The sequence below is a fragment of the Paenibacillus sp. 01T442 genome (assembly GCF_056398345.1).
The window spans coordinates 208,483-230,757 of record NZ_JBFTPF010000004.1 but is presented as its reverse complement, the minus strand read 5'-3'; the positions used below and the strand labels follow the sequence as shown (position 1 = coordinate 230,757).

Here is a 22,275-nt window from a genome sequence, read left to right as displayed (position 1 = left end):
GTATAGCTCCAATCATTTCACACTAAATTGGTCGGGAATATAGCTGATGTGGGAGGTTGCGACGATCGTGAGCTCGCCTTTGTCCTCCGCAAACTGAACCGCATCATCACCGACATAGAACCATAATTTCCGTGTAGGCTCATTCTCAAACTCTTGGAAAACAAATACGTTGAGCTCCTCTTTCCATTTCAAAAGCTCCGCAATCCGCTCCGGCTGATCAATCTGAACACGGAACAACCACTGTTCGCCTTGCTGCTCCCACGTGTAGGGCACAGACTGCTTGCTTGTATCGATAAAAGCGCGACCGCCAACCGCATGCTTCACTAGAAACGTTTCCTTCATCGCTGCAACCTCCTCTATCTCTCCATTATCGCCTTATGGCAGATCAATAAGCATGAAATGTGTATCTTCGAGCGCACGAATCGTCAGGGAAGACTCCGCTTGGATACGCGCGCTGTCCTTTGTTTCGAGTACCGCATCGTTGACCGAGCATTTCCCGCTCACGAGCATGAGATAAATACGGCGATTCTCGCCTTGCTCGAACTGAAGTTCTTTACCCGCATCCAGCTTGCTCAGGTAGATGCTCATGTCTTGATGGATTTTCGCGATATGAGGGCCTCCCTCAGGTGTCACAACCGGCAACAGATGATTAATCATCGCCTCCGGCTCATACGTCACATTTTCAAAAGAAGGCTCTATTCCTCGCTTCGCAGGCATAAACCATAGCTGAAATAGACTCATCGGTTCCGTTTCCGATGCATTATACTCGGCATGAATCACGCCGCTGCCCGCGGACATCCGCTGTACACCATTGGAAGCCGTAATGGCTACGTGGCCGAGGCTGTCTTCATGCTTAATCGCTCCGCTGAGCACGATACTGACGATCTCCATGTCACTATGGGGATGTGGGCCAAAGCCCCGTCCTGCTGCGATATCATCGTCATTACACACACGCATGACACCAAAGCTGACATTTTCTTCATCAAAATAGTCGCCAAAAGAGAAGCTTTTGTGGCTCTTGAGCCACCCCAAATCAGTTGAATTACGCGTGTCGGCCGGGAAAACTTGGATCACAGCAATCGCCTCCTTCTATTAGTACCTCTAGCTTATCATACTCAGGGTACGGACTCCATGTCGGAACAATGGCGGAACTAAGCCAGTTTTGTGACGATGGCAAATTACTTGCGTTCAAGGAATTGCATGTGAGGTTGATTAGGTTCATTGCTATCGGTACCTGAGCTAGAAAATTGCACAACGCCTCGTTCTGGCGTATAAATCGTGTTAAAATCACCGAGAATCGGAGTTGTTTGATCCAGATATTGCACAACTTTTCCATCTAAACTAAAAACAATAAGATACAAATTATCGTCTGATAATCGTAACGAATTGTGGGTCCACGTGTAGCCTAACCGCTCATTGATCTGAGTGTGTGTTGTATAAGGACCGAACAAATAGAGCTTATCCCAAGCAAAGTTGGTTAATTCTTTTACATTCATCGTAGTTGATTTGCCACTGCTTCGAACGGAATCTATCTGTTTATGGAAATTTTCCGCTAGCGCTTGATACCCAATCGGATCAACTTTCTTCATCTGCTGGTCTATTAGTCTGTTCAACGACAAGCTTGCAGGAACGGCCAGTAGGAGAATAAGCGTGATCAAGATGAGGGTTCTTACCAATTGGCGTAGCCGCAACATTTGCACAAGAACATACGTAATGGCTAGGGATATTAGCAAAGGCAGTACACTGATTGTGGTGTTAATGAGATCAAAACCTTTCTCCCTAACATCTAACACCTGAATCACAATACCGTAAGCACTATAATATAGGATCGCGAGAACGACCCAAACCAGCCCGACAAGCATAGTGTTCCTACTCATGTTCTCACCTCGTTCCTAACACAGATATCTTACATTATCACATGAAAAATGGATTCCGGTTAGTTCCTTCGAGCGATTGGCTCGGAAAAGGAGTCATGAGCAATAGGCACTACTTGCCGAGTATCACTATCTTGCAGCTGTAAGCGTGTTTTTCATCGTTACAGCGCGGAGAGCAGGCGTTTCTGGCACATTTCGCAGCTGTAAGTGTGTTTTTCACCGTTACAGCGCGAGGGGCAGGCGTTTCTGGCACATTCCGCAGCTGTAAGCGTGTTTTTCACCGTTACAGCTACGGTTACTCCTCCAACACCCACTGCTCATACAGCGCATCCAACTGCCCCTGCACGACTTCCCGCTTCTCCCAAAGCTCCGCGAGCTCCGCCGGTGTCCGTGTTTCGCTTTCCTGCTGCAGCCGCTCATCCAACGCGGCCAACTCCGCTTCTACGCCCGCGATCCGCTTCTCCAAAGCGGCTTTCTCAGACGCCGCCGCTGGTTTCCCCCGCTTAACCGCGGAAGCCTCTGGCTGTTTCACCTTCACTTTGTCAACGGAGGTGAGCCTGCCGCGTTCCTCGGCCATAATCGCTTCCCGGGCGCGAAGCTCGCCGCTCTTTTCTTTATACGCATCAAAATCACCTACATACACGGTGATCTTCCCCTGATCCAACTCCCATATTTTTCGCGCCAGCCGATTCATAAAATACCGATCATGTGTCACCGCCAGCACCGTGCCTGGGAATTCCTCCAGCGCATCCTCTAGCGCTTCGCGCGAAGCGATGTCCATGTGATTCGTCGGCTCATCTAAGATGAGCAGGTTCGGCTTGCGCAGCACAAGCAGGGCTAGTCGCAATCGCGTCCATTCGCCGCCAGACAAGGAACTCACCGCTTTGAACACATCCGCGCCATAAAATAAATACGCAGCCAGCCGCCCCCTCGCTTCCCCTTCTTCCAGCTTCGCTTCCTCGCAGAAATACGCGAGAACGGATTTCTTGTCATCCGCCGGATACGCTTGCTGCGCTAGATAGCCGATGTCGACGCGAGCCCCAAGTTCGAGCTCCCCGCCATCCGGCTGCACGTCACCGAGCAGCATCTTCAGCAGCGTCGTTTTCCCAGAGCCGTTATGCCCGACGAGCATCACCTTCTCGCCGTATTCGAGTGAGCCGCTCGCCTGCTCTAGCAGCGTCTTCTCCCCGTATCTCTTCGTGACATTCTCGAAGCGCAACACCTTGCGGCCTGAGCGATCCTCCGGCTTCAAATCGAAATCAGCCGCCCTCGGATCGAGCACAGGACGCTTGAGCTTTTCCATGCGATCCAGCGCTTTCTGCATGGAGAACGCCCGGCGGAAAAACTTCTCATTGCCGCCGATACGCCCCCATTCGATCAGCTGCTTGATCGTCTCTTTCATTTTACGGATTACCTTCTGCTGCTCTTGGTAATCCGCAAACTGCTGAAGCAGACGCACTTCCTTCTCCTTCACATAGCCCGAATAAGAGCTGTGATACGTAGTCGACTCGCCATCTTCCAATTCCACGATTTTCGTGACAACGAGATCCAGAAAGTAACGATCGTGGGAGACGATGATACAAGCGCCGTCATAATGCTTGAGGTAATCCTCTAACCACTCCACACCTGCCAAATCCAAATGATTCGTCGGCTCATCCAGCAACAACAGGTCTGGTTTGCCGATTAACTGGGAAGCCAACGTGATCTTCGTCTTCTCTCCTCCCGACAAAGAGGCAAAGCTTCGCTCATAAAACCCCTTCGCAATCCGCAACCCATTCGCCACTTGATCAATGCGTGCATCCAGCTCGTAGCCGCCTTCGCGTTCGAATCGCTCTTGCAGCACTGCATATCGCGATAGCAGTTGATCCATACGTTTCTCATCGTTCATGACCGCTTGGCTCGACATTTCGCTCTCCAGCTCCCGCATCGTCGCTCGGCACGCAAGCAGCTCCTGGAAGCTTGCAGCCAGCACATCGTACACCGTGAAGCTTTCCCAAGTGCTTGGGATTTGGGCCAAATATCCAATCCCCGTATCCTTACGCACCGTTAGCTGCCCCTCGTCAGGCTTCTCCATTTTGGCAATTAGGCGCAGCAGTGTTGATTTCCCGCTACCATTGCGACCCACAAGTCCAACACGTTCCCCTTGATGAATCTCAAACGTAACATCCTCTAGCACCAGCTGGGCACCGTGGTATTTTTTTATATTTTGACCATTAATAATTAACATGATAAAGGATCCTCCTTGGTTTGAAGACGACCCTGACCTGCACGCAGCTAACACAAAAAAGCCGCAGGAAAATTCCTACGACCTTTCGGATAATTCCCGTAGAGGGTTAAGGTAGGCGTCTTTTCGTGAGTTGGTAAACCGTATGCGCATAAGTGGACAGACCTCTCGCGTCTTTGACTTCTGCATGAACGATGCCAGCCATCGCAATGGGTAACTGGCTCACACGGTTGTTCACGAACTCTCGATTCATCCTACCTTCACCTCCTTCAATGTACACTCTGCTAAAATAGTACCATAACCATCGGTCAATTCGCAATGGGCTCCATCCATCGTCCTGCCCCTACATCAAGCTCCAAATTTGCTTACCCACCAACAGCACACATACCGTGATAAAAAGCGGCCGCACATACGCCGATCCCTTACGGATCGCCATACGAGAGCCGAGTAATGCGCCGCACACCATCGCCAAGCCCATTGGGATTCCGATCCAATAATTAATGGAGCCCAGCGCCATGAACGTAATTAAACTTGCGATGTTGCTGCCGAAATTGAGAATTTTGGCATTGCCCGCTGCTTTGACGAAATCGAAGCCGACCATCAGAAATACGAAAATCAGGAAAGATCCTGTTCCTGGGCCAAAAAAACCGTCATAGAAACCTAAGACGAACGCTGCGCAGCCCATTAAGAAAGCCGTCCTCGCCGAGTACTGACTGAAAGTCGAGATGTCTCCCCAATTTTTGCGGAATATCGTGTAAATCGTAATTAGAATCAGCATCACCACGACCAGTGGTTTTAGAAAATCGGAAGGGATTTGCCGCAGCACGAATACCCCGCACACCGCTCCAGCCAAGGAAAGCACGAACAATCCGCGCACCGCTTTGAGATCAACATTCCCTGTCCGCATAAATGAAATCGTGCTTGTCAGCGACGACATCGTCCCCGCTAATTTATTCGTGCCTAACGCCAGCGCTGGCGGCATTCCTGTTGCCAGTAAGACTGGCACCGAAATAAGCCCGCCTCCCCCAACAACCGAATCTACATAGGCTGCCAAGAACCCGCCGACGATAACGAAAATCATCATTTCCCAACTCAAATGCAGCATGATGTGAATGAACTCCTCTTGTGTTTGAATAAGTATGGTTTGTTTGTCCAACACCTATTCTCGCACGATGTTCCCGTTCAAGCAAGAATTTACCTAAGGTAAAATAATCAAAGGTTAAACTGAATACTTCCGTAGTTCCTCTATAATCTGGTCAACGATGAGATCAGTAGCCAAATCCCCTTGAATGATCACATCCGAATTGACTTTCACCGTCTTTTCCATTTCCAAATAAGCGGCTCTTCCCCTGGCCAAATAATTCTTCAAATCACTTTGCAGTTCGTGCATCGCATGCTTTTGCTCATTGCGTAAGATGCGTCTGGCCATGGCAATATCCAATGGAGTGTCAACATAAAAGGCCAAATCAATAAAGTCACGCACGCCATCATTCAAGTAGGCAAAAGGATAATCGAGGACAATATAGTCGAGTGATTGGTCTTTGAGCAGCAGCTGAATATCTGTAATGAATGGGGAGAGCACCCAGGCATTGTAATCAGCCCCCGCCTCCACCCACTCACATATATCAGGGCAATTCTCAAAATCGTAATCATCGAAATAGAGGGCCTGAGCACGATCTAATCTATGAATCAAGTGATTGATTGTCGTTGTCTTACCTCCACCAGATACGCCTGAAACGGATAGTACTCGCGGCTTCTTCATCACGAACGTCACACTCCAATAGGAATAAATATCCATATTAGCTTATCATACTTCCTCGTTAGGGGCCTATTACAATACATAACAAAAAGCCGCCGATCTTCTGATGTGACTTCTCCACAAATAAAATAACCCCACAGCTCATCCCTGTGGGGTATTTCTATGTCACTATTTATCTCAACGTTTTCAACGCGCCGCTCCAAGCTTTCACTTGATCGAGCATCGCATTCACGTTGCCTTTGTGCAGATCAGCTGGTTTGAATACGGAGAAGTTTTCGAAATCTGTAAACAAGGAGAACGTCGGATGTACGCGAACGTCTGCTACCAATAGCTCGCCTAGGATGCCACGCAGATGTTCAGCTGCACGAGCACCACCTGTTGAACCGTAACTCACGATACCAGCGGCTTTGTTATTCCAAGGCTCACGTGCGGAGTCCAATGCATTTTTCAAAGCACCTGTAATGCTGTGATTATATTCTTGGACAACGAATACAAAACCGTCCAGGCTTTCAAGCTTCGTATTCCATGCTGCAAGTCCGGGTTCTTCCCCTGTACCTTCACCGAAGAAAGGAAGTTTAAACTCGGCAATATCAACTATTTCGTACTCAGCATCTCCACGCTCATCAGCAATTTGCTTAACCCATTCGCCTACTTGCGGGCTAACACGACCTTGACGGGTGCTGCCAAGAATAATACCAATTTTCAGTTGCTCGTTCGACATCTTTGTTACCTCCTAAAATAAAGTGAATTACTTACTTAACGTAACTTCATCAGTATAACGATTAATTCGGACGACTGGAAGTAGGCACTTTTAAGGTACCAGGTATACTTTAGGATACCTGCTCTTAATTAATTATCCCATGTGACACAATCTCAACTTTCATCGAAACTTGAAATTTCGCTTTCGGATATTCGGTCTCCCAGTCCATCTTTTTCCATTCATTCGGATAAAAAGCCATCACATCCCGCGCAATGCCCAAAGCGTCGGAATTTGCCTGCTGAAGCTTCTTGCATATCTCATTGGCCTCTTTTGTTATGACCTCGGAGAACTGCTTATTCAATTGTTCAACCTTTTTCTTGTCGGCTAGGTCATCCCTGGCATATTCAATAACTCTGCCCTTCATCTTCAGGTTGAGTTGAATCTGTAGTTGCCCCTCCGCGTCAATCCAGACCTCTTTTTTTCGCTTTAAGTTCGATATGTTAAGTGCTAAATAATCGGAAGGTTCGTCTTTGTCTTTGGAAGCTTCCTCCTTAATATCTCTTGTGATCACACAAATATCACCCTTATCTCCGTTCATTAATAGATACAACATCGATTGCTCTGGGGATAAAGAATAACCTGTAAATTTGCGAGCATGCATAAGAGCTAAGCCGTCAACCACAGCTTTATCAGTCTCTTTCCTCAGAATCGGGATGGCGGGGTCCCGCCCTGGATCATGCAGCATGGGGTAGAGTGAATGCAGCGTCATTGCAGGAATGATCGTTTCATAGCTAGCACTTCGAAGGATTTTCCGCAAATATTCACCTGCCGTTGCAGACCCAATTCGATCGATGCGAATCAAGTCGCCAGCTTGCCCGCGAACAATAGCCACTTTAGCAAGCATAGGAACATTTGAAGTCCGAAAGGACGAGTCCAGCATTTGCGCTAAATCTTTTTTTGCCACCTTCTCGCCGAGCAGCATGACTTGATTTTTGGAGGTACCTATCGGGCCTGCGATTTGCAACCCAATTTTTTTGAATAACGCATCTTGCAGCGTAGGTCCCGATGCCGTTATCACCTCATGAACGGGTGCCGTTCGTTCCTTACCACCAGGCGATTGAATGGTTACGGTAGTGACGATATCGTGCTGATCGTTCATATCAATCGAGGCCGCATAGATGAGCTGCAGGTTTTTGAGCTCATTTCGATAGTTGCATCCTGATAGTATTAGGAGACTAAGACAGCTAATCACTAATTTTCTCATACCGATGGCATCCGTCCCCTTTTCCCTCTCATCCAGGCTATTAGTAGGAGCACGATCGGAATCCCGAGAATGATAAAGCTATCATATTGAGTAATCTGCTCTAAGAACTGGACTTGATTCTCCGATCGCCAGAATATCCCCGTTAAACAGACAAGTGGGACAAGATAATAGATTGCTTTACGGTGCTCATTGCGATGAAATAAGTACCCCAATCCCTTCCCTGCACTGTAAAGGTAACTGATCTGTGTTGACGTTACTTTTACCAGCCAGATAGATAGAAAAAGCAGATCCAATCGTTCTAGAAACGGCAGGGAAATTCCATTGAGATAGTACGGCACGGGCTGTGGAATGTAGTTAATCGATTCTGGACTGAAATTTATATAACAGATGAGAACCATGATCAGAAAGAAGGCAGTTGCCAATCCATTTGCCCACAGAATGGGAGGAATCAAGCTCTTTCCTTTTGCTTGAATATCAGAATTCAGCACTAAAACCACTTCAAAACCTAAAAAGGATAGCAAAGAGCTTTTTACTCCCAACAATATGGCATGTAGCCCTTCTTGCCCAACAGGCAATAGATAGCGGTAATCCATTGTGCTAAAGTTCGTCATCATGATCACCAGCATCACAAAAATTAATAGGGTAATTAACGCATTGTAACGGGCAATAATCCGAATATTCTCCTTGGCCATGTATAAGCAAACAATAAAATTCGCAACGATGATGAGCCCCGGGTTCGTGTGGGGTAATATCCATAACTCTACGAACGTCATTTCCATCAATAAAATCAGACAGCTCGTAAAGGTAAAATGTAAGATATACACCACGTTGATCACATTCCCGAACCATTTGCCCAAAATGATAGGAACAAATTGATATAGATTTTGCCGGGGAAATCTCTGGCATAACAATGCGTAAGCTACCAGAATGAGTTGAACGCAGGCTCCAGCCACAAGAACAGAAATCCATCCATCTACACCCGCGGCTTTATGCAAATCATAAGGGAAAGAAAGCACAGCGATACCGATCTGCGTTTGCAAAATGAAGGCAAATAATTGAACCCTAGTCATGATGCCCTCCTATCCGACGCTTTACGGCGGAAGATCCGTCTTGGCAACTGAACAAGCGTAGTCAGAATGCGTCTTGGTTCGAATGGAGTGAACGGATAGAAATAAGGCACACCAAATGTTTCGAGTTTACTTAGATGCATGAACAAGAGACAGAAGCTAAAGGCAATACCCGCAAAACCTAGCAGCGAAGAAGCAATCATGATGGGGAAAGAGATAAGACGAATAGCAAGGCGCATTTCATGTGAAGGTACGCTGAATGAAGCTACTGCTGTCAATGAAATGACAACGATCATCGTCGTTGAAACCAAATTGGCATTCACAACTTCACTTCCAATCACGAGACCTCCGACGATAGACAGCGTAGCTGCGATTGATTTCGGCAATCGGATCGCGGCTTCCCTGAGCAACTCTAGCACGGTAATCATGAACATTGCTTCCATGAGCGGATTGAATGGGATGTTTTCCAACGAGGCTTTCAATGAAAACACCAAATCAATCGGCAAGATATCGAAATGATTAGAAACAATGGATATGTATACGGATGGTAGCGCGATACCGATCATAACGCTGATTAACCGGAGGAATCTAAAAAAGGTCCCATTCCACCACCTGGCATTAAAATCATCTGCCGCTTGAAAAAACATAAAGAACGTGACAGGCAGAATTGTCGCGAACGAGCTTCCGTCTACGAGTAGTACGATTCGTCCTTCCATTAAATGCGAAACGGTCGTGTCGGGTCTTTCGGTAAATAGTAATTGTGGAAATGGTGATAAATGACTGCTTTCCAAACGATCGGTAATTTGTCCAGACGATTTAATGAAGGTAGCCTGATTTGTGAGCAGGTTGGCGATTATATCGTCAACAACTGTCATGTCGGCAATATCACACATGTATAACAGCTTGACGTTTGTCGGGCTTTCGGAGCCTAAGGTGAAATGCCGCTCAACTAGGTTCGCATTTTTCAATCGTTGGTGGATTAGCTGCCCATTGACATAAACGTCATCCACAAAACCGACATGCGATCCACGAACCGTTTGTTCGTTTTGTGGTTCACCCACGCTGTGTACGACTCTTGAACTTGCATCTACCAAAACAATATCCATTCTTTGCTCCAGCAGAATAGCGCACTTGCCCTGAAGCATCCCTGCTGCTGCAGTCTTCAAATCGGTGACAAGCTCAATATCCAAAATAGGAAGTATGTCCTCAAGACGACCTGCGTGAGATTGCAGCAATGGTTTGAGAATGTCTGACTGCAGCTTATCTGTATCTGTAATGGTTGATAAATAAAGAAGACTTCCCCTTAGGCTTTGCATGGTGAATTCCCTGGAGCGCACATCGTCGGAAGAATGGAAATACTGGAATAGGTTTTGTATATTCGTCTCGATCTCATCAGAGATCAGAAGAGAATCCTGCTGCATTTCCATACCGCGCCCTCCGTCCAACTACATTTCCGTTAGTATTTACCAGTTTCGGGGGATTATCCAGATAGAAAAACGAGAAAAAACCGCCTAGGCTTGTGCCCAGACGGTGCTGCTTCAGGTGACAAAGCATTTTAAAACCGGAGCCAAGCATGCGCAGCACATAACCCAAAAGCACCCCCAGCCGCAATCGCAGCCGAAGGTGCTTCGTATTCTAGGGTACTAGCCCAAATCAGGCGTATCCGTCAGTTCAATGATGGCATTCTCCGTGTGGTGCAGTTCCAATACGATGATCTCATTGCGCCCTTCTTTTAGTAGGGGAGCTGGCAGATACAACGTGTTTTGGGGGCCCTTTTCCCAGAAGCGGCCGAGGTTGAAGCCATTGATCCAAACGACACCTTTGGACCAGCCCGCTAACTTGACGAACGTATCTCCTGTTCCATCTACAAGGAATTCCCCGCGATAGAGAGTCGGATGATCTAGGAATTCGCTATCTACGCTGGCTCCTGCAAGGACTTCTCCCGTCGTCTGAACGAATGGAACCGCCATGATATTGTCTAATGGGAGTGGATAAATCGTCCAGTCAAAAAGGAACTGATTATTCATTCGCACGCCTTCTGTGATCCCTTTGCAATCTCGAAGTCGCGGACCATAATTAACACGTCCCATGTTCTCAACGACGATATCTAACTTCGCTCCCCCAGCAGGAATGTCCATCTGGAGTGGACGTGGATCCCAGCGTTCTACCGTACCTTGGTACACGCCATCTAAGAAGACTTGCGCACGATCATGTACTTCTTGCAGGTGCAAGCTTTCGCCGGTTCGAGGTCCAGACACTTTCGTCGAATAGACGATGAAGCCATAATCTTGTCCGAGATGCTCCATCGACACTGGCGTGATGTGTTGGATTGGTTTCGTCAGATAAGGCAGAGATTCTAGTAAATCCGCCTTTTCTGTCATCGCAATTTGCCCATAGCTCTTCTTCTGAATTGGCGCAGGCAGCGCGGGAAGTTCTTCTACCGTTATGCCCAAATGCTGGGCAATTACCTTACGCACAGCGCTATATTTCTCCGTCACATCACCGCATTCGGACAAGGGTGAATCGTAATCGTAGCTAGTAATTGTCGCTTCATACTTCTCTTGATAGTTTGCACCGTTGTAGAATCCGAAGTTCGTTCCACCGTGGAACATATAGAAATTGACCGATGCACCCGCTCGCAGCATCCGATCGAACACATCTGCAACGTCACCAGCATCTCTCGTGTGATGCGGCTTCAACCAGTGGTCAAACCACCCGTTCCAGTACTCCATGCAAAAAAACGGCTCATTCTCGCGATATTGACGGAATTTCTCGAAAGCCGCTTCCGGCTGTGAGCCGAAATTAACCGTAGCCAGTGTCCCCGGCACTGTTCCGCCTTGCAGCATCCCATCCTCGGGACCGTCGGATGTAAACAGCAACACATCCACGCCACGGCTGATTAAGCCGTCTCTTAGATAGGTTAAATAAGCGGTATCATTCCCGTAGCTGCCATATTCATTCTCGATTTGCACCGCCAGAATCGGCCCGCCATTCGTGCTCAGCAGCGGCTTCAAACGAGGAATCAACTCGTCGTAATAGCGATCGACTTTTTGCAAATACATAGCGTCCATACAACGTAATTTCATCGAAGGATATTGCAGCAGCCAAGCCGGCAGCCCACCAAACTCCCACTCCGCACAAATGTAAGGACTAGGCCGCACGATCACATGTAGACCCAGGTTTCCTGCTAGCTGTACGAATGCCTCCACGTCCGCGAGGCCGCTGAAATTGAATTCGCCTTCCTTCGGTTCATGTAAATTCCAAGGTAAATACGTCTCAACCGTATTAAAACCGCATGCTTTCAGCTTCAACAATCGGTCTTCCCAATAGGCTGGCACTACGCGAAMATAATGGATGGCGCCTGACAAGAGTTGGATGGGCTCCCCATCTAGTAAAAATTGCTTGTTTCCTGCTGTTAAAATCGCCACGATGATCCCTCCGAATTATCCGTATGAATGGTCTTTCTTCTTCTCTCATCATCGCTGATTCTGGCTGTTCCACTCAATCTCCAAATAGCGCAAGTTCTATACCAAATGTGCCGAAGGATGCTATGATAGAGGCATCAAAATCAACGAACGAACGCTAACTGGAGGCAATCCGTATGGAGGATTTATATAGGGATAATTACCGTTTTCCGAATATGATTCAAACGCTGCAGGTCGTCGGTTGTCATTTTGGACTGCAGCCCCCAGGATGGGCCTATCCGAGGCATCATCATCATTTATTTGAGCTGCTGTATTGTTCGGAGGGTGAAGTCTTGCATGAGATTAATCGCCAATCCATCACCATGTTCGCAGGCGACTGGCTGCTTATTAAATCTGGTGTCCGACATCAATCCGCCAACCAATCGGCTTTTCATTATGGGTATTTTAATGTCCACTTCGATCTCGACGATACGGAAATCCGCAGTCTACTAGCGGCAACACCCTACCAGCTGATCCGTCAAAAGGACGCCTCCACGAGCAAGCTACGCAGCTACGTAGGCGAATTAGAAGCCGTTGTGACGCGCAACCAGCTGTTAGATCAAGGGGCTGAGCAGGCTCATCTGCTCTTCGAGGATAAGCTGCTGCTGCAGTCTTATACGCTGCTCATCATTCATGATGTGCTCGCACTGCTTCGCGCCCAGCAGAGCGCAGTGGTGAAAACAACGCGTGAAAGTACGAGTGCAACGAACCGCGATGCGTCGTTGTTCTCAACTGACGTCGCCCACGCGATCGAGGAGAAGCTGTCGCTAGGTCTCGGCGAGGAAGCTTCCGTCGCGGGGATCGCCAAAGAGCTGAACATGAGCCGCAGCCAGTGCAGCAAGCTGTTCTCCAAGGTGTACGGCCTATCACCGCGCCAGTATGTCAGCCAGTTGAAGCTGAAGCAAGCCAAAGAATTGCTCGTTACGACCCATCTGTCGATGAATCTTATCGCCGACAAGCTTGGCTTTCAATCGGCCAGCCACTTCTCGCGGCAATTCCGCCGCTGGACTGGCCAGTCACCAAGCGAGTTCCGGCCGAAGCACCATTCGGTGCAGTAGATTGGTGCATTGCAGCCCCATCAGCAGCCCAATACGCACTAAAGGCCAATATGAGAACGGACTCCGTTCCTCCTATTGGCCTTTCCCTATTTTCCTCGCTCATGAGTAACGGTGAGATTGTAGCTCTGTCGACGCTATCCCCTTCACTCAGGAGAAGCGTAAGTTGCTAATTTCAGAAGCATAACGTTCTGCTCTTGCAGTGCATCATGTAGAACATGAATAGAGATATCGCGGGTTGGGCAATCTTCATCCAGCGCAATGGCTGCCGCGATTCCTGCGGCTTGCCCTAGTGCATAGCACGTCGGCTGCACGCGCATAGACGACATCGCTACATGCGTAGCAGAGATCGATCGACCAGCGACAAGCAGATTCTCCACGTCATGAGGTACCATACAACGATAAGGAATATCGTAACCATGAACCTCGCGCTCATCGGTTGTCTTTTTACCATCAGGGCTATGAATATCAATCTCGTAATTCGTCTGCGCCACGACATCTTGGAAGCGACGTCCCTCGACCACATCCTGCTCGGTCAACGTATAAAGTCCACGAATTTGGTTCGTTTCTCTGACGCCGACTTGGTTAGGAACATGTGAAAGCGCATACGTTTCAAAACCGTTTCTTTGCAAATAATGAACGATTGAGAAGACTTGTCGAAGTGCTTCCGTTTCTGCGTAATTGACATCGGCGATCTTCGCACCGTTCCCTTTAACTCGGGTCATATTAACCAAGAGCAGGCCTTCTGAATTACGCTCCCAGAAGAGATGACGACCTTGCGGCAGATCTGAGATCTCGTTGTAGTGATAACATCCCTCTGGCAAAATCGGCTTAATAGGCTTGCCCGTATTCTGCATCATGAACATCAGCGTCATTGGCTGCGTGAGCCCATCCTCATCTCTACCTGACGTAAACGACACCCCGGAATCGATCGCTACACGGGCATCACCTGTACAGTCAATGAATTGCAGTCCCTCGAACGCTTGAAGCCCTTCTCTTGTTGAGACAATAACCGCCTTTAAACGAGAACCTTCTTTCACGCTTCCCACACATTCCGTGTGGTAAATGACTTGAACTCCTTCTTTTTTCATCTTCTCATTTAAATATTGTCGTAAAATAAAAGGCGAATATTGCGGGGCAATCGATACATCATGCTGTTCTGGCAAATATTCCGCCAATACTTCCGAGATCAGCTCTCGGTATATCCCGGTGACGTTCCCGATTGGCATGAAAATACTTACGTTGCCAAGGGTCCCCATGCCGCCTAATTGCGCTGATTTTTCGAGCAAAATGACTTTCTTCCCTCGTCTTGCTGCACTTATCGCAGCTGCTGTTCCTGCTGGGCCACCGCCAATGACAATGACATCTGCTGATGCATAGGTCTTTACTTTTCTTTGAAAATCATAAGAGGCTTGCTCACTCATCGCTCTACTCCTTTGTTATCAAATCCAGTGTTCATTACTGGCTTCATTATAGGGCGCGAAGAGGCCTTATGGCTTTGTCAAAATGCATGGTATTTATATCAAAACGTCTTTTTCACGATTGCTTTCTGATTTGACTTGGAGGGTATCCGAACCGCAGTTTATACATTTTGGAAAAATGATGGACACTCGAAAATCCGCAGCTGTCCGCTATGTCCTGAAGCGATAAGACGGTGCTTCGCAGTAGATCAGTCGCATTGTCCAGCCGCAGCTTGAGCAAGAATTGATGAGGGCCAAGTCCGAACTGGTTGCGGAAATGCATAGAGAAATACGAACGGGACATGAGCGCCTTTTGGGCCATTTCCTCCACACTTATCGGTTCCGACAACCGGTACTGCATATAGGCAGGCACCCAGTGCAACGCTGTCGAACGATTGAGCTCGGACATGGGCCGTGTGGTGTATTCTCTTATTAATTCAAGGACAATTTCCGTCACGTATACTTGCGCTTGCAAATGATCTAGAGCGTTTTTACGATTCCAGTGCGTGATGGCTTGCTGCATAGCGTTCAGCATCCAATCCGGTCTGGATAGTTTTAATACGAAAGGAATAGTGATATCTACAAACACCCCTAAATTGGGCTGTACAGTAATCAAATCAGGGTTATATCCGTGATCCACTGGTACAATCATCTCTAAACGATTTTCAACCGAGAAATGAAACAACTCCATATGCAGCGCCATGAACGTGATGGAAGGCGAATTCGATTCCATCTGGTGAACGATGCCGGGCTGAATGAAACAGAACTGACCTGCCATAAGCTGATGCGTCTCCCCTTCGATCGATAACCGGAATGAGCCTTCCTGGACATAAAGAAGCATATAATCAGTGATGATTCGTGGAGGTGTCTTCCATGGATGATAGTGCAGGAAGTCCGCATAGCGAATATGAGGCTGCAGCTCTTGGGTTAAAATCGAATCGGCAGACATGATATGTTAGCTCCTTCAGTGGGTAAGTTGAGATCATGCTTCTATTGTAGAAGATACTATAAACCATTACTCACTTATCCGTACCTCAATACCAAGCCCCTCAATCGTATCGACCCACTCCTGTGGGCAGCCGGCGTCGGTGATCACCATCGAGATTTCCTCCAGCTTCGCGACTCTGGCAAACGTAGACAGGCCGAATTTGCTATGATCTGCGATCAGGATGCACTCTTCCGCTCTTTGCATCATTTTGCGCGAGATCACCGCTTCATCCAAATGAAAATCAGTAATTCCATCCGTTAATGAGATGCCGCTAGCTGAAATAAACGTTTTGTTTACTTTAAATTGATCGAGCAGTTGATCAGTCAGCGAGCCTGTCACAGCCCGACACTCTTGACTGACTTCTCCCCCAGCAAAAATAATACGTCCGCGGAACGTTTCCATGGCCAGGTTGAGAATCGGGATGGAGTTCGTAATTAACGTCACATTCGTCTTGTCGTGCAAAAAGGGGACAATTTCAATCGTGGTTGTCCCATTATCCAGCATGATCGTTTCCCCATCCTGAACGAGGGACGCAGCTAATCTCCCGATAGCTGCTTTCTCTGGTTTCATCATTTGTACACGATTTAAAAAGGGAGGCTCGACCATCTCGATGCGCATTCTGACGGCGCCGCCATACACTTTGCGCAGTTTGCCTTCCTTTTCCAAGCGGTCCAAATCCCGACGCACCGTTTCCGTCGAAACGGTAAGAAGCTCAGACAGGTGATGCACCTGTACTTTTCCTTCCATTTCCAGATGATGAAGAATCGTCAACCTGCGATCTTCATAAGTTAATGACATAATGGCCTCCTAACATGACCGATATCTAAACTATGATGTTGTTTTATGTTGTTTTCATTAGTTTAGGGGTTCGTGCTAGGTGTGTCAATCAGGGGGAACTCGATCCCCCTCCTCAACCGAAAATTGCTCGTTGACAGCTTTGCTCAACCAGTTTACAATTGTCAACAAACAACAACATTATTAATTGAATCAACATGATTCCACAACCAAATTTCAAATTGGGGGCTATGCTCATGCTCAAGCAGCAACAGCTGACTTTTCGTGAAGATTCCACATTTACGATTACGCAATTTACAGATTTACACTGGATCGATGGCAGCAAGGAAGATCAACAAACCCTCCGTTTGATGGAGGAAATACTGGATGCAGAGCAGCCTGATCTTGTTGTTTTTACCGGAGATATCATTTACACAGGCCCTGTTGCGGAAGGTAAACACCACTGTGAAGAACCTCTTAAAGCTTTCCGCGACGCCGTGCAAGCTGCCGAAGCTCGCCAAATTCCGTGGGCTGTGGTATTCGGTAATCACGACACCGAAACCCTCATCACAAGACAAGAGCTCATGAACAGCCTTCTCACGTATCCCTGTTCAATGACTCAAGCTGGTCCTGCCGAGCTTAGCGGCGTTGGCAACTACCGCCTTCCCCTCAGTGGCCGTGACGGACAGCCTGCAGCGAGCTTATACTTTTTCGATTCAGGAAGTCGCTCTACAGTCGCTCAGATTCCAGGCTATGACTGGATTCACCATGATCAAATCGGCTGGTATACCGAACAGTCCCGTAACGAGCAGCCTGAGCTGCCTGCACTCGCTTTTTTTCATATCCCGCTTCCCGAGTACCAGCACGTATGGGAGCGTGCGACCTGCTATGGGAACAAACACGAAAATGTCTGCTGTGCTCACGTTAATTCGGGATTGTTCGCCGCTATGGTTGAAATGGGCAATGTCGTTGGAACCTTCTGTGGACATGACCACATCAATGATTACTGGGGAGAGCTTCACGGGATTCGTCTCTGTTATGGCAGAGCAACTGGCTACAATACATATGGCAAAGATGGCTTTCATCGCGGTGCTAGAATGATTCGCCTCCGTGAAGGTGAACGTGCATTTGAAACGTGGCTGCGACTCGCTGACGGCACCGTCATCCGTGATCAACCCGAACACTCACCAACGCTGTAACCTCACTTTCGTTTGGAGCTGATCACTTGTTGACTGCGTCGATTGTACTCGTTATTACTTCAGGACTTGCACACGCCATCTGGAGTATGTTTACCAAAAGCAGCCTGAACAAAGGCGTTTTCCTATGGTCCATCATCATGGTCACGACCGTAATCCTACTTCCTTACTTAATCAGAGAATTATGGCTTACTTCCTTAACCTTATCTGCATACGGACTACTTTTACTATCTGCCGCTTTACAAGCTGTTTATGCCCTCTTGCTCTCACGCACCTACTATATGGGCGATCTCTCGCAGATCTATCCGATTATGAGAGGTACCAACACCTTATTTATCCCAATTGTCGGTGTCCTATTTCTACGCGAATCCTTATCGCCCCTCGGATGGACGGGACTGCTTTGCATGGTGATTGGCTTCCTTTCACTCAGCGGTATCTTCACAAGTGCGCGTTCTACTGGCCAGACGTCTGTCAAATCAATTAAGCCCTTCCTAATGGCGCTAAGTGTAGGTTTGTGCACGACTTGCTACGTACTTGTCGATAAGCTGAATCTCGCACATATCTCACCTATCGCCTTATTAGAAGTAACGAATATCGGATTCGTTGCAGGGCTCACACCGCTTGTCATTGTTTCCAAACAACTGCGCAGAGAGTGGAAAGTAAACTTCAAAATGATTGCTCTAGGCGCAATTCTCAATCCAGTATCATATTTATTATTTCTCTTCGCCATGAAATACGCACCTGTTGCCCAAATCTCCCCGCTCCGCGAGATTGGGACCGTGTTCGCAACCCTGCTAGGCATCGTTATCCTCAAAGAAAAACAGGGAACTTTACGCATTCTTTGCTCTATTCTTATCTTAATTGGCATTCTTATGATCAGCTTTTGGGGCTGAAGAGGGAGGAACATTCATGAGCACCTGTAATCGTGTCATTATTATTGGTTGGGATGGCGCCGGCAACTTTGTCCGTGATGCACATACCCCGAATTTGGATCGTTTGTTCGATTCAGGCGCCTCTACGCTCGAAGCACAAACCGCATCGCCAACGATCAGTGCCGAGTGTTGGGGAACACTGCTTCACGGCGTTAATCCTGTGAAACATGGACTTACGAACACGAAAGCAGAAGTAGAAGCCTTCCCTGACGATTCACCCTATCCGTCTATTTTCCGCGTTGCTAGAGAAGCATTCCCACTTGCTAAACTAGCAGCTTACAGCGCCTGGAAGCCCATTAATGATGGGATTATTGAGTCTTCGATCGGCGTCCATAAAATGTCAATACCTGATGATGAGCTAGTCCAAGCTATAGCTGCCTACATCCATGAAAACCCAGATTTCAAGCTGCTCTATGTGCAACTGGACCTACCTGACGCAGCGGGTCATAAGTATGGGTACAATATGCCGGAACAACTTCGCGTTATCGAAGAGTCAGACCGTCACACTGGCGTCATTTTGAATGCCCTAGAGTCGGCTGGACTCATGAGCGATAGTCTCATCATTGCGGTCACCGATCACGGTGGCGGCGGTGAGAGCACGTTCAATCACGGCAGTGATCATCCGATGGACAAAACCATCTTCTGGGGCTGCACGGGTCCTGGCATTGCCCCTGGCACCCGACTCGACAATGTCACCATTGCCGACACAGCAACCGTTGTCATACATGCACTCGGACTGGATGTCCCCGCGTCCTGGGAAGGCACGTTGCCTCAGGGATTGTTCCACGCTCTTTAAAGCCATTAATAATTAAAGGAGTTAAGCAGCTACATGCGGCCTAACTCCTTTTTGGTGCAGCGATTCACGCTCCCGAGTCATATACACCGAAGTGACTTACCGTCGGATGCACACGTGATTCCGTAATCTCAAGACGTAAATATCTCGCAATAGTCCGCTCTACTCGGCATATTTTCTTATATCCAACCACTGTACCTTCATATAATGGCTTCCATTCTTCTCCGTCCTTATAAGCCAGATGAAAATGTTCGATCCTTTGTCCTAATTGGATATACTCCTTCAACTCAATACGATCAAATGATACTTCCTCGCCAAGATCAATCTCCAGTTCGGCATGCTCGCCCCCATCTGGAGGGCACCAATACGTATCAGAACGTCCATCTGTGACAGGATGAGCCTCCATATCAACATCACTATCCCCGGTCTGAGACGCCCTCACCTTCGCCCCTACAGCCCGATTTGTTGTATATGTACCGCGAAGCCATTGCCCCAACTCACGCAGATGCCTGGCATCAGTCTCATGTATCAGCCCGCGCTGATCAGGTGGAATATTGAGTAGCAGCGCACTGTTGCCACCCACCGTGCTTTCATATAGATCAATCAATTCCTCTACGGTTTTGACTTTATCATCTTCCGTTGGATCGTAGAACCATTGTGGTCGGATCRATACATCGACTTCAGATGGATACCAGATGACGTTATCTACCTGTGCCAAAATAGCCCGACTTCCCAAATCCTCAACCTCCGTGTTGATCCGTTGTGCGAATGCAGGGTCATCTGTCTGTTGGGAATCTGCGTGTATTTTCTCTGTATCTTTCAAATACGCAGGTACTACGCTCCATTCGGATTCGCGCGTATGTCCGGCTTCGTTGCCGCACCAGCGAACATCAGGGCCACAGATGTTGATGACAGCATTCGGCTGCAACTCTCGAATGATTTGGTAAGCAGCCTCCCAGTCATACACCTGCACTTTCCCATTGCTGCCCTCGCCGCAAGCACCATCAAACCACACGCAAAAGATCTCACCATACTGCGTAAGAAGCTCTCGCAATTGATTTTGAAAATAAGCATTATAAACGGGTGAGTCCCCATAACTAGGCTCATGACGATCCCAAGGCGAGACATATACACCAAATTTCAATCCTTGCACACGACAAGCTTCGGCTACATCACGGACAACATCGCCTTGCCCATCCTGCCATAAGCTGGATTTCACTGAATGGTCTGTATAGGCGCTTGGCCAGAGGCAAAATCCATCATGATGCTTACAGGTCAAGATGATGCCTGTCATTCCTGCTGATCGGCATGCCTCGACCCATTGTGCAGGATCATATGCCGTAGGGTGAAACAATTCTGGATCCTCGTTTCCATCCCCCCATTGCCTCCCCGTAAATGTATTCATACCGAAATGTATAAAAGCATAGAATTCCATCTCTTGCCAAGCCAATTGGCGTGACGTGGGAACTACCTTTACTGCTTCTTCTATGGATACTGGCATCTCTATATTGCTCCTCACACATAATATGATCTTCTTCTGCTTATTTTGCTTCTACCACTACATCGAAAGGCAAACGAGTGAGTTCTGTATTCAGCGTTTCACCCAAATAAATCATATCGTAACTTCCAACTGGAAGATCCAGATCACTGAAAATCAACTTTCCATCTGGCTGGCCGAACGTTTTGGTCTGTACGTGGACAATAGGACTAATCCGTTCTGTCTCACTCGGTTTAGCTCCTCTTCGATAAATGCCGAAGGCATCTTCTCTTAGCGAACCTACATAAGTAACCTCAATTGGTTCATTTGGCTGAAAGACAGACTTGTTCATATTCATTGCAGGATTACGAAGAGTACAATCCGGATCTACCGTCAGATCCACCACAGGAATCGTCACTGGCAGTTGTACCGTATATTCCGCATCAGTAACCCACGATTTTGATGAAAAATCTCTTCCTTTTACTATGACTTTATCCTCGTAGACTTCAACGAAAAAACCCTGTGAGCCCTCTTTCAAGACGTCATCATCCGTCCATAAATAGGCTACAGAAGCTGCATTAAACAGGGTTGCATACTTCTTGTTATACATCGTCTCTTTTGCGCCCAGCTCCCAGTGCGTGTGACCGGTAAAGACAATGGATTGCGGGTGTTTGGCTAGTGTCATCTTTAATTCTGCATCCTGCCTGATCCCATTCCATCCGAACTCACTTTGGGACCCTGCAACCGTATTCAATAGGGGCTCATGAACAAAAATAAATGCCGGCTTCTCTGTCACTTCATGTTCGGACAACTTTTGATCTAACCACTTGAGCTGGGTCTCTGATAAATAAGCGCAGTCTTTCAAGCCAATTTCAGTGCCAAGGAATATAAAATGATACCCTTCCAACCACAAGTCATAGTAAGCATGGTGAATCCCCGTATGATCTTTAAATAACGACATCTGCCTATCAAGATCTTTCCAACGCACATCATGATTGCCGTAAGTAAAATGGATTGGCGGCAGCCCCTCCATATTAGCTTTCCAAATCTGCTCCACGATCTCAAATTCCGCTCGCTCCCCATTGTCCGTGATATCACCGACATGCATGATCCCCTGACAATCGKGGGAAGTTGCCATAATATCCTTGAGCGCCCGATCAAAATTCTGGGCTTCAGTCCCCTCTAAATTCGCTTTAATATGGGTATCTGTTAAGACGACGAACTTGAGGCTTGGTTTCTTCACCATTT

General features: G+C 47.7%; 21 protein-coding genes. 4 read left to right on the top strand and 17 right to left on the bottom strand.

Annotation, left to right across the window (positions count from 1 at the left end; all coding sequences use genetic code 11):
- Nucleotides 1–12: 12 nt before the first annotated feature.
- From AC1DLM_RS06490 to AC1DLM_RS06435, 12 genes are all read right to left on the bottom strand, one after another.
- A complete protein-coding gene (locus AC1DLM_RS06490; protein WP_441989459.1) occupies nucleotides 13–342 on the bottom strand; it encodes a hypothetical protein in 330 nt (109 codons plus the stop codon).
- Between the two features lie 33 nt (nucleotides 343–375).
- Nucleotides 376–1,074 carry a pirin family protein gene (locus AC1DLM_RS06485; protein ID WP_477569457.1) on the bottom strand — a complete coding sequence of 233 codons (699 nt, stop codon included), beginning with the start codon at nucleotides 1,072–1,074 and terminating at the stop codon, nucleotides 376–378.
- A 104-nt stretch (nucleotides 1,075–1,178) separates the two neighbouring features.
- Entirely contained in the window at nucleotides 1,179–1,877 is a 699-nt protein-coding gene (locus AC1DLM_RS06480; RefSeq protein ID WP_477569456.1) for a hypothetical protein, read from the bottom strand.
- 292 nt (nucleotides 1,878–2,169) lie between these two features.
- Nucleotides 2,170–4,101, bottom strand: a complete 1,932-nt coding sequence (locus tag AC1DLM_RS06475) for an ABC-F family ATP-binding cassette domain-containing protein (protein ID WP_477569455.1) — start codon at nucleotides 4,099–4,101, stop codon at nucleotides 2,170–2,172.
- A 106-nt stretch (nucleotides 4,102–4,207) separates the two neighbouring features.
- On the bottom strand, nucleotides 4,208–4,351 hold the full coding sequence (locus tag AC1DLM_RS06470) for a hypothetical protein (protein WP_171632188.1): 144 nt from the start codon (nucleotides 4,349–4,351) through the stop codon (nucleotides 4,208–4,210).
- Between the two features lie 90 nt (nucleotides 4,352–4,441).
- A complete protein-coding gene (locus tag AC1DLM_RS06465; protein ID WP_436238771.1) occupies nucleotides 4,442–5,203 on the bottom strand; it encodes a sulfite exporter TauE/SafE family protein in 762 nt (253 codons plus the stop codon).
- A 114-nt stretch (nucleotides 5,204–5,317) separates the two neighbouring features.
- Nucleotides 5,318–5,863 (bottom strand): nucleoside/nucleotide kinase family protein, encoded by a 546-nt coding sequence (locus AC1DLM_RS06460; protein WP_477569454.1) that lies wholly within the window; start codon nucleotides 5,861–5,863, stop codon nucleotides 5,318–5,320.
- Nucleotides 5,864–6,029: 166 nt separating this feature from the next.
- Complete coding sequence (locus AC1DLM_RS06455; RefSeq protein ID WP_477569453.1) at nucleotides 6,030–6,578, bottom strand: NADPH-dependent FMN reductase; 549 nt, start codon at nucleotides 6,576–6,578, stop codon at nucleotides 6,030–6,032.
- A gap of 124 nt (nucleotides 6,579–6,702) precedes the next feature.
- Nucleotides 6,703–7,821, bottom strand: coding sequence for a Ger(x)C family spore germination protein (locus tag AC1DLM_RS06450; protein WP_477569452.1), 1,119 nt, complete (start codon nucleotides 7,819–7,821; stop codon nucleotides 6,703–6,705).
- Nucleotides 7,818–8,891 carry a GerAB/ArcD/ProY family transporter gene (locus tag AC1DLM_RS06445; protein ID WP_477569451.1) on the bottom strand — a complete coding sequence of 358 codons (1,074 nt, stop codon included), beginning with the start codon at nucleotides 8,889–8,891 and terminating at the stop codon, nucleotides 7,818–7,820. Before AC1DLM_RS06445 ends, AC1DLM_RS06450 begins: the two co-directional genes overlap by 4 nt.
- Nucleotides 8,888–10,315, bottom strand: coding sequence for a spore germination protein (locus AC1DLM_RS06440; RefSeq protein WP_441989451.1), 1,428 nt, complete (start codon nucleotides 10,313–10,315; stop codon nucleotides 8,888–8,890). Before AC1DLM_RS06440 ends, AC1DLM_RS06445 begins: the two co-directional genes overlap by 4 nt.
- Nucleotides 10,316–10,531: 216 nt before the next feature.
- Complete coding sequence (locus AC1DLM_RS06435; protein WP_477569450.1) at nucleotides 10,532–12,316, bottom strand: glycoside hydrolase family 35 protein; 1,785 nt, start codon at nucleotides 12,314–12,316, stop codon at nucleotides 10,532–10,534.
- Nucleotides 12,317–12,489: 173 nt separating this feature from the next.
- Here AC1DLM_RS06435 and AC1DLM_RS06430 point away from each other — a divergent pair, with 173 nt between their 5' ends.
- Nucleotides 12,490–13,410: an AraC family transcriptional regulator gene (locus AC1DLM_RS06430; RefSeq protein ID WP_477569449.1), complete on the top strand. Its 921-nt coding sequence runs from the start codon at nucleotides 12,490–12,492 to the stop codon at nucleotides 13,408–13,410.
- A 143-nt stretch (nucleotides 13,411–13,553) separates the two neighbouring features.
- On the opposite strand, the gene AC1DLM_RS06425 is transcribed toward AC1DLM_RS06430, so the two are convergent.
- From AC1DLM_RS06425 to AC1DLM_RS06415, 3 genes are all read right to left on the bottom strand, one after another.
- On the bottom strand, nucleotides 13,554–14,831 hold the full coding sequence (locus tag AC1DLM_RS06425; RefSeq protein WP_441989448.1) for an FAD-dependent oxidoreductase: 1,278 nt from the start codon (nucleotides 14,829–14,831) through the stop codon (nucleotides 13,554–13,556).
- A 112-nt stretch (nucleotides 14,832–14,943) separates the two neighbouring features.
- Complete coding sequence (locus AC1DLM_RS06420; protein WP_441989447.1) at nucleotides 14,944–15,816, bottom strand: AraC family transcriptional regulator; 873 nt, start codon at nucleotides 15,814–15,816, stop codon at nucleotides 14,944–14,946.
- Nucleotides 15,817–15,882: 66 nt separating this feature from the next.
- Complete coding sequence (locus AC1DLM_RS06415; protein WP_441989446.1) at nucleotides 15,883–16,653, bottom strand: DeoR/GlpR family DNA-binding transcription regulator; 771 nt, start codon at nucleotides 16,651–16,653, stop codon at nucleotides 15,883–15,885.
- A gap of 233 nt (nucleotides 16,654–16,886) precedes the next feature.
- Between AC1DLM_RS06415 and AC1DLM_RS06410 the strand changes: the two genes are divergently transcribed.
- From AC1DLM_RS06410 to AC1DLM_RS06400, 3 genes are read left to right on the top strand one after another with little or no spacing between them, the layout of a single operon-like run.
- Nucleotides 16,887–17,828: a metallophosphoesterase family protein gene (locus AC1DLM_RS06410; protein WP_441989445.1), complete on the top strand. Its 942-nt coding sequence runs from the start codon at nucleotides 16,887–16,889 to the stop codon at nucleotides 17,826–17,828.
- Nucleotides 17,829–17,854: 26 nt separating this feature from the next.
- The gene (locus tag AC1DLM_RS06405; RefSeq protein ID WP_441989444.1) at nucleotides 17,855–18,718 is read left to right on the top strand and encodes an EamA family transporter; all 864 of its coding nucleotides are present in this window, start codon (nucleotides 17,855–17,857) and stop codon (nucleotides 18,716–18,718) included.
- Nucleotides 18,719–18,734: 16 nt separating this feature from the next.
- Nucleotides 18,735–19,553, top strand: a complete 819-nt coding sequence (locus AC1DLM_RS06400; protein ID WP_477569448.1) for an alkaline phosphatase family protein — start codon at nucleotides 18,735–18,737, stop codon at nucleotides 19,551–19,553.
- 64 nt (nucleotides 19,554–19,617) lie between these two features.
- Here the strand turns inward: AC1DLM_RS06400 and AC1DLM_RS06395 are convergent, their stop codons facing one another.
- Nucleotides 19,618–21,051 (bottom strand): alpha-L-fucosidase, encoded by a 1,434-nt coding sequence (locus AC1DLM_RS06395; protein ID WP_477569447.1) that lies wholly within the window; start codon nucleotides 21,049–21,051, stop codon nucleotides 19,618–19,620.
- A 40-nt stretch (nucleotides 21,052–21,091) separates the two neighbouring features.
- On the bottom strand, nucleotides 21,092–22,273 hold the full coding sequence (locus AC1DLM_RS06390; RefSeq protein ID WP_477569446.1) for a metallophosphoesterase family protein: 1,182 nt from the start codon (nucleotides 22,271–22,273) through the stop codon (nucleotides 21,092–21,094).
- Between the last annotated feature and the right edge of the window lie 2 nt (nucleotides 22,274–22,275).